Source organism: Treponema bryantii NK4A124 (genome assembly GCF_000421345.1).
GTDB classification, from domain to species: domain Bacteria; phylum Spirochaetota; class Spirochaetia; order Treponematales; family Treponemataceae; genus Treponema_D; species Treponema_D bryantii_B.
This window is the reverse complement of the sequence record NZ_ATWV01000025.1, coordinates 1-6,588: the sequence shown is the minus strand read 5'-3', so window position 1 is coordinate 6,588 and position 6,588 is coordinate 1. Positions and strand designations below refer to the sequence as shown.

Here is a 6,588-nt window from a genome sequence, read left to right as displayed (position 1 = left end):
CCCCGCAAGATTCACCAGCAGGCAAAACAAAGAGATAATCACAATCTGATATTTTTTATACCGATTCATAACATTCATATTTTCAAAGAAAACAACTTTAAAATTATACACCAAATTCCCCGCTTTGAAAATTCAAAAAGCCCCCTCAAAATTTCTCAAAAAAATTTTAAGTTTTCCCCAAAAAAGCCCCGTGAAACACAATTCGTGAAACACCTCTTCCCGAAAAAAACGGTCATTTAAATCGAATAAAAAAAACTTTTCATATAAGGAGAAAGGAAAGTATGAAAAAAATTACTTTAATGCTTTGCGCTTGCGCAATGGCGTTCGCTGGACTTTTAGTGTCTTGTAACAACGGCACTGAAAAGTATGTTGATACAACAGAGGTATCTAATAACTACCTTTATAAGGTGACTGGATCAGTTTCTGTAAAAACTGCTGATGGTGCTATTGCAAAACCAGATACAACTTCTGATGTTTACACATTCACAAAAGCTACTGGTTCTGTTTCTTGGACAGACAATGAAACAAGCAAAGGTGATGTACCAACTTACACAATCAAAGCTACTGGTTTAGCAGATAAAGTTTATACAGAAGGTACAACTGAAACAAAAAGATATAACGTAGAAAAAAATGCTATTTCTTGGTCAGAAGGTACACTCTACAAGTTAGATGATGGCTACTATATTGACCTCGGTAGAAATAAAGACAGATTTGTAAAAGTAACTCTGGATGGTGAATTTGGAGATGACGAATTCAAACTTTCTTATGAATATACAATAGATAACCTCTTAGCTCCATCTACAACTGTTGTTGACAGTACAACATATTCTGGAACTCTTACATTTTCAAGCGTTGCTGAATAATCATTAAAAAGGAGAAGAACAATATGAAAAAAATCAATTTGATTCTTGGTGCCTGTGCAATTGCTGCAGCAGCACTTTTAGTTTCTTGTAACAATGGTACAAAAGACTATGTTAAGGTAAATACTATCTACAACAATTATACTTATAATGTAACAGGTAGTGTAACAAATACATCAAAGAGCGGAACTACAGCTGCTACTGATGTTACTGTAATAAAAGAGACCATCAAAACAGCGCTTGGAGATGTTAATTGGTCTGATGATAAAGTAAATGGCAGCAACTATGATAAATACTCAGTTACAATCTCTGGTGCAGCAAACTGGACAAGATCATATACAGCTGCTGGAGCAACAAGTGCTACAGAAACAAAGTGGAATGATGGTTTTGGTGTTGAGGGAACAGAAGTAAAACAGGAAAGAGTAGCCCTTCCATTTGGAAGATATTCTCCCGCTTTCATGACTCAGTTTAATAACATTTGGAATAGTAATACTAGAGACAATCCTTTGTCTTATTCTGATTATCAATCCCTGCCACTGGCGCTTTCTCTTTCTTCTAATTATGTTGATGATGCTACATATCAGGCAGACTCATCTTCTTATCCTAATTATAGTAGCGTGCTGGGTGGCATGAGCTATAATTTCTATGTTGAAGAACCATGCATCAATCCACTTGAATTAACATTCTATGAATTTGATGGTGATTACTACTATGAAATCAATGATGAGTATGTAAAGCTTCCTGAAGATGCATTCGACGGTGATTTCGGTGATGATGAGTTCACAATTAAGTTCTCAACAACAAATAATACCAGAAAGAATATGTCACAGGCTCAGAAGGATGATACTACTTATGTAGGTTCTTCCGAAACTGCAATTGAACTTACATTCAAGCTTGTAGAGGCTGAATAATTCTAAAAAAGGAGAAGAATAATATGAAAAAGATTAATTTGATTCTTTGTGCATGTGCTCTTGCAGGATCAGCATTCTTTGCATCTTGTAAAAATAACGCTCAGGAAATTAACTTTGTCACAAGCACTAGTTACGAAAACCGTTATACAATCTCTGGTACATATCAGACAGTTTCAGCTGATAATTATGTAAGCGAAGCAGGTGTAGCCAGCACAACAAACGAGACAAGAACAAACATTTACAACATTTCATCAGGTTATGCAAGAATTTATTGGACTGATAGTGAAGCTATAAAAGAAGGAAACTATACTACCTGGTATGGTGTTAACATTGGAAATGTTCGAGGAACACATCAGAGCAAAACTGATACAGGTTCTGTAGCAGGTACTCTTGCTCCAGCAAATCCAACAGAAGAATCAATTCCACTTTATTGGCTTCAATTCTATAAAATTGATGATGAGCTCTTCTATCGCACAAACGATGGTGAAGCTGTACAGGTAACTGTAAACGGCGATCTCGAAAGTGGCGAAGATTTCTCTATCGAATTTACTTACAAAGATACAAGCGATCATGCTGGTACAATTGCAGCTACTTCTAAAGAAGTAAACGAAACAACAACAACAACAACTTACAAGATTGATTTCAAAGCACAGTAAGTTAATCTGAGCCAAAACTCAGTTTGTTAAACAGCAAGGGCTGCCGGATAACCGGCAGCCCTTCTTTATTGTATAAATATAACTAAATAATCAGTCGCTAAACTCTATGCCTTTACAAAAACTTTTTCCTGCAGCTCCAGTACCTGCTTTAGTGAAAGTTCTTGTGCATCTGCAATTTCTTCTGGAGAAAGCTTTTTCATTTTCAGAAGATTTATTGCACCTTCAATAGCTTTTTCAGAGCGGCCTTTATTTATGCCTTCGGTAAATCCATCTTCGTGCCAGATTCTTCTTTGTTCTTCTTCACTAACTTCTTCTAAACACATTCCGATTACCTCCGCCCTGTGAATTTTGAAAAAACCTTCCAGAAGATTTTCTTTAATTGCTTGGTCAACAGCTTTTTCAATTGCCTCTTTGTTTTCTAATCCTGCTTTTTTGTTCGCAGCGATCATAGAAGCATACCTCACATAATGATACAACGGAATACAGCCTTTGTTAAGTGCGGTGTTATATAAACAACATTCTCTATAGTGTTGATTTCAAGCTCATCCGGATCTGTAAAAGAAGATTTTCCAACTTTTTTTAGAAGAAAAGTGTCAGAAATGAACAAAGTGAGTCTACTTTATATGAAAGTAAATGAACTGAAGGATGCTCAGCCCTTTTCTTTATTGGTTGGATTAGAACTTGTAATCCAATTTTTTTACACAAAATCATTTTTGTATGTTATATTATTTATGGAGCGCTGATATGAATAATTATACTGAAGAAGAAAGGTCTAAAGACTTTGAATTCTTCAAAGATATCAATCAAGATTTCTTCTCTAAAAATGGTCATAAATTCATTGGCATAAGAAATAGTCAGATAATTGCAAGTGCAGATGATATTCCGGATCTTGTAAAGAAAATGAATGAAAAATCTTATGAACTTGGATCGTATCTTTTACAGGAATGTACCGGAGATGAATCTGCTTATAAAACAAAAATAATGAAACTGTTAATGAAGGTAAACTAAGTGTAAAGCTTTTACCCACTGGAAAAACAACAATTGTAAACAAGCCAGCTGAAGTGGATGCTTAGATTTTTGTGATAAGTGATTTGGACGTAACGTGTTAATAGATGAAGGACTGCCCGGATGAAGTGCAGCCCTTATTTTTTTATGTAATTTTTTAATAAATATGTTATAATGTCCTTAGTCTGTACAAAAGTACAGCAATTGAAAGGTGGTATTATGAAAGAAACTGCTAAGAAACTACCAAGAAAATCAATGGGCGTTCAGAAGGCTGCTGCAAAAACCGGACTTTTAAGTGAAAAGAATCTCGCATATTGTGGATATAAGCTTGTTGGAAATAAGCTTATTCCAACAGGAAAGTATAATCCTGTTCCTTATGAGGGATTATAAGGTTTAATGTACACCGTAAAAGATAATCTAATATTCGGTTTTCATGGCTGTGATGAAACCCTTTGTAACCAGTTAGTAAATGGTGATATTCATCTGGATTACAGTGATAATGTATATGACTGGCTTGGAAAGGGCATGTATTTCTGGGAAAATGATCCGGAAAGAGCTATGCAATGGGCAGAAACAGCTAAAAAATATCCTCAAAATCATAAACAAAAAATAACTAAGCCAGCTGTTGTCGGGGCAGTTATTTGTTTAGGAAAATGCCTGGATTTTATGGAAATCGCAAATCTTCAAAAGCTAAAAGCAATTTATGATGATTTGGTTTCTCAAGGAATTGATTTGCCTGAAAACACCGGCAAAGATTTTTATAAACGTAAATTGGATTGTTTTTTAATTAACTCCCTGGTAGCTCAGGAAAAAGCTGCCGGAAACGAATACGATTCTGTTCGTGGAGTTTTCTTTGAAGGTAATGAATTATACAAAAATGCCGGCTTTCGTGAAAAAAATCATATACAAATAGCCGTAATTAATCCAAACTGTATCAAAGGTTATTTCAAAGTAAGATCCGTAAACACATCATTTCCAGAAGTATAAATTCAAGAATAACATACTATATTTCAGTAGCTGCAAAAGCAGATAGAAGTGAATGCAAATTTACTTACCCTAGAGTTAGTAATATTACATAATACGTAGATTAACAACTGACAACAAAGGGCTGCCCATCCGGGCAGCCCTTTGTTGTGAATTACGCTCTAGTTAGATTAGAGTGATTCAGATGCTTTAAGAACGATTGTGTAAGTTGTGGTTGTTGTTCTGATATATTTGTCCTTAGCATCTTTTGTCTTAATACCAGATCTATCCTGTACTACAACATCTGTAAAGCTGATTGTTGTATCTTTTTCGAGGTCACCAGAAACCAAGTTGATGTTTCCGCTGGCGCCCTTGATATAATACTTGTCATCCTGCTTGTAGAAAGTCCAAGTTTTGGTATTTGCTTCTGTGATTCCTTCATTGTTAGTGTTTGTATCAACTTCTGCAGAAAAATCTCCATCGTTTGTTTTTGACTTGCCTTTTCCTTCTACATTCTTGTTGATTTTCAATGAATAACTTGTAAATCCATCTACTACTTCAGAATCTTTCCAAGAGATTGTTGCAGAATTCTTTGCAGATTTAGTATCGGCAGTAAATACACCTGTAGTTGTAATATCATTATGAGTTACAGCATTTCCAGAAGCATCAGTTTCTGCGTCAGAAACTTTTACTACCTCTGTAAAGCTTACAAGGTCATAAGTATTTTCATAGTTCTCATATGTTACATCTACATATGTTTTTGCGCCGTTATCACAAGATGCAAAGAAAGCAGTGCAGGCAATTGCGGCTGCACAAAGCACTAAATTAATCTTTTTCATAATTTCTTTCTCCTTTTAGATTATTCTTCACCAACAAGAGTGAATGTGAGGTCATAAGTTGCAGATGTGTTATTTACAGCATTTGCATCTTTCTGTGCCTGAGTCATACGTCCATCATAAGCTGCACTTGAGTACTTGAATGTAAATTCATCATCTCCTATGTAACCATCAAATGCATCATCGGCACTTACCCATGCAGAATCTGCGAGTACATAGTAATCTCCGTCAATTTCACCGAATTCCGGAATTGAAAGAGCAGGAAGGCTATTAGCAGAAGGATCATTTGTGTTTGTATTATCAAGAACATATTCAGTAGCTGTACCTGTTGCAAGAGTGTTTTTATTATATACGGAAATTTCTCCACCATAGATAAAGATATTATAAGAATTCAGATTGCTTTCCCAAACTTCATTTGTTCCTTCTGAAATATAATCATAAGATCTTTGATATCCATCATTCCAATTAGTTGAACCTGCAAATGCATCCTTAATTGTGTAAGTAATTTCCTGAGTATCTACAGCTGTAGTTGTACCTGATTTTTTTGTCATTGTTACTGTACCATTTACTTTGTAGATATAACGAGTTTCTGTATTAGTAACATCAATCTTTTCTACATTACCATTCTTACAAGAAACCATAAGACCTGTCAGTGCAACTGCACAGGCACAAAGAATCAAATTGATTTTTTTCATAATGTCTTTCTCCTTTTAATTATTCAGCGTCTACAGCTTTAAAAACGATTTCACCAGAGAATGTTGTTTTATCTGTTGCGCTTTCTGTGCTGTCATCTTTTACGAATGTGAACTTTAATGTATAATCTTCACCATCGAATTCTGGAGCTGATTCAAGTTTAATTGTATCAAATGATACACTGGAACCTTTAAGAGAATTATAGATATTATCCCAGCAAGATAAATAGTAACCATCATCAAGTTTATAAATACTAAAACCTTTACCATATGAATAATTATAAGTTTTTACAGCAGCTGCAGTACCATTTGTTACAGATCTATCACCTTTACCATCAAAGTTAATATATCCATAATAAACATTATCTTTATTCTGGTCTCTGCTATCTTTAATACTATTACTGATTCCACCTGTTCCCTTTGCAAGGGTATATACAGTAGTCTGTGTTGTTGTACTGTCCTCGAATTTCTCTGTTACAGTTCCACTGATGGCATATGCATAGTAGCTGCCACCTTTTGTTCCATCAATCCATTTCTCAGTGCCATTGCTACATGACACCAGAAGTCCAGCGAACGCCATTGCGCAAGCGCAAAGCATTAAAGTAATTTTTTTCATACTTTCCTTTCTCCTTATATGAAAAGTTTTTTATTCGATTTAAATGACC

The 6,588-nt window shown here is 35.0% G+C and carries 11 protein-coding genes; 7 read left to right on the top strand and 4 right to left on the bottom strand.

The features are described from left to right. The 4 genes from G626_RS18325 to G626_RS0114750 all read left to right on the top strand — a co-directional run. Positions 1-240 (top strand): hypothetical protein (locus G626_RS18325; protein ID WP_231365128.1); only part of this gene is annotated, 240 nt, incomplete at its 5' end. Between the two features lie 41 nt (positions 241-281). Next, the gene (locus G626_RS0114760; RefSeq protein ID WP_022933556.1) at positions 282-863 is read left to right on the top strand and encodes a hypothetical protein; all 582 of its coding nucleotides are present in this window, start codon (positions 282-284) and stop codon (positions 861-863) included. 23 nt (positions 864-886) lie between these two features. Then, positions 887-1,771, top strand: coding sequence for a hypothetical protein (locus G626_RS0114755; protein ID WP_022933555.1), 885 nt, complete (start codon positions 887-889; stop codon positions 1,769-1,771). Between the two features lie 23 nt (positions 1,772-1,794). Beyond that, complete coding sequence (locus tag G626_RS0114750) at positions 1,795-2,427, top strand: hypothetical protein (RefSeq protein ID WP_022933554.1); 633 nt, start codon at positions 1,795-1,797, stop codon at positions 2,425-2,427. Between the two features lie 104 nt (positions 2,428-2,531). Here the strand turns inward: G626_RS0114750 and G626_RS0114745 are convergent, their stop codons facing one another. Further along, positions 2,532-2,876, bottom strand: a complete 345-nt coding sequence (locus tag G626_RS0114745; RefSeq protein ID WP_022933553.1) for a hypothetical protein — start codon at positions 2,874-2,876, stop codon at positions 2,532-2,534. 295 nt (positions 2,877-3,171) lie between these two features. Between G626_RS0114745 and G626_RS0114735 the strand changes: the two genes are divergently transcribed. The 3 genes from G626_RS0114735 to G626_RS0114725 all read left to right on the top strand — a co-directional run bounded on the left by G626_RS0114735 (position 3,172) and on the right by G626_RS0114725 (position 4,419). Next, complete coding sequence (locus tag G626_RS0114735) at positions 3,172-3,435, top strand: hypothetical protein (protein WP_022933551.1); 264 nt, start codon at positions 3,172-3,174, stop codon at positions 3,433-3,435. 216 nt (positions 3,436-3,651) lie between these two features. After that, positions 3,652-3,822: a hypothetical protein gene (locus tag G626_RS18165; protein WP_022933550.1), complete on the top strand. Its 171-nt coding sequence runs from the start codon at positions 3,652-3,654 to the stop codon at positions 3,820-3,822. Between the two features lie 135 nt (positions 3,823-3,957). After that, positions 3,958-4,419, top strand: coding sequence for a hypothetical protein (locus G626_RS0114725; protein ID WP_196800504.1), 462 nt, complete (start codon positions 3,958-3,960; stop codon positions 4,417-4,419). A 167-nt stretch (positions 4,420-4,586) separates the two neighbouring features. Here the strand turns inward: G626_RS0114725 and G626_RS0114720 are convergent, their stop codons facing one another. The 3 genes from G626_RS0114720 to G626_RS0114710 are packed head-to-tail and all read right to left on the bottom strand — an operon-like array spanning position 4,587 to position 6,539. Next, the gene (locus tag G626_RS0114720) at positions 4,587-5,234 is read right to left on the bottom strand and encodes a hypothetical protein (RefSeq protein ID WP_022933548.1); all 648 of its coding nucleotides are present in this window, start codon (positions 5,232-5,234) and stop codon (positions 4,587-4,589) included. Between the two features lie 20 nt (positions 5,235-5,254). Continuing rightward, positions 5,255-5,926, bottom strand: coding sequence for a hypothetical protein (locus G626_RS0114715; protein WP_022933547.1), 672 nt, complete (start codon positions 5,924-5,926; stop codon positions 5,255-5,257). 19 nt (positions 5,927-5,945) lie between these two features. Beyond that, entirely contained in the window at positions 5,946-6,539 is a 594-nt protein-coding gene (locus G626_RS0114710; RefSeq protein ID WP_022933546.1) for a hypothetical protein, read from the bottom strand. Between the last annotated feature and the right edge of the window lie 49 nt (positions 6,540-6,588).